The sequence below is a fragment of the Halorubrum sp. SP9 genome (genome assembly GCF_005435015.1).
Taxonomy (GTDB): domain Archaea; phylum Halobacteriota; class Halobacteria; order Halobacteriales; family Haloferacaceae; genus Halorubrum; species Halorubrum sodomense.
The window spans coordinates 1-450 of sequence record NZ_SGXU01000379.1; the positions used below are offsets into that span (position 1 = coordinate 1).

The window sequence follows — 450 nt, forward strand, 5'->3', positions numbered from 1 at the left end:
GACCTGCTCGTGACGGTAGCAGGCGACGGAGCGCCCCGTCTCGTTCGGGACCGGCTCCAGATCGGGGTGTGCCTCGCGACACTCCTCGGTCGCGCCCGGGCACCGGTCCGCGTACTTACACCCGGCCGTGGAACCGGTGAGATCCGGCATCTGCCCCTCGATCACGTCGAGCCGGTCGCGGTCGTCGGGGTCGACGGCCTCGTCGACGCTCGTGATGCTCGCGAGCAACCCCTTCGTGTACGGGTGACGCGGGTCGGTGAACAGCACCTCCGCCGGTCCGGACTCGACGATGCTCCCGGCGTACATCACTGCGACGCGGTCGCAGATCTCGCGAACAACGCCGAGGTCGTGGGTGATGAAGAGGATCGACATCCCCAGGTCCTCGCGGAGGTCGTCGAGCAGTTCGAGGATCTGGGCTTGGATCGTCACGTCGAGCGCCGTCGTCGGTTC

Annotated in this window: 1 protein-coding gene; it reads right to left on the reverse strand. The window is 68.0% G+C overall.

The features are described 5' to 3' along the window. The coding region (locus tag EXE45_RS17940; protein ID WP_137695123.1) for an oligopeptide/dipeptide ABC transporter ATP-binding protein at positions 1-450 on the reverse strand (450 nt) is incomplete at both ends.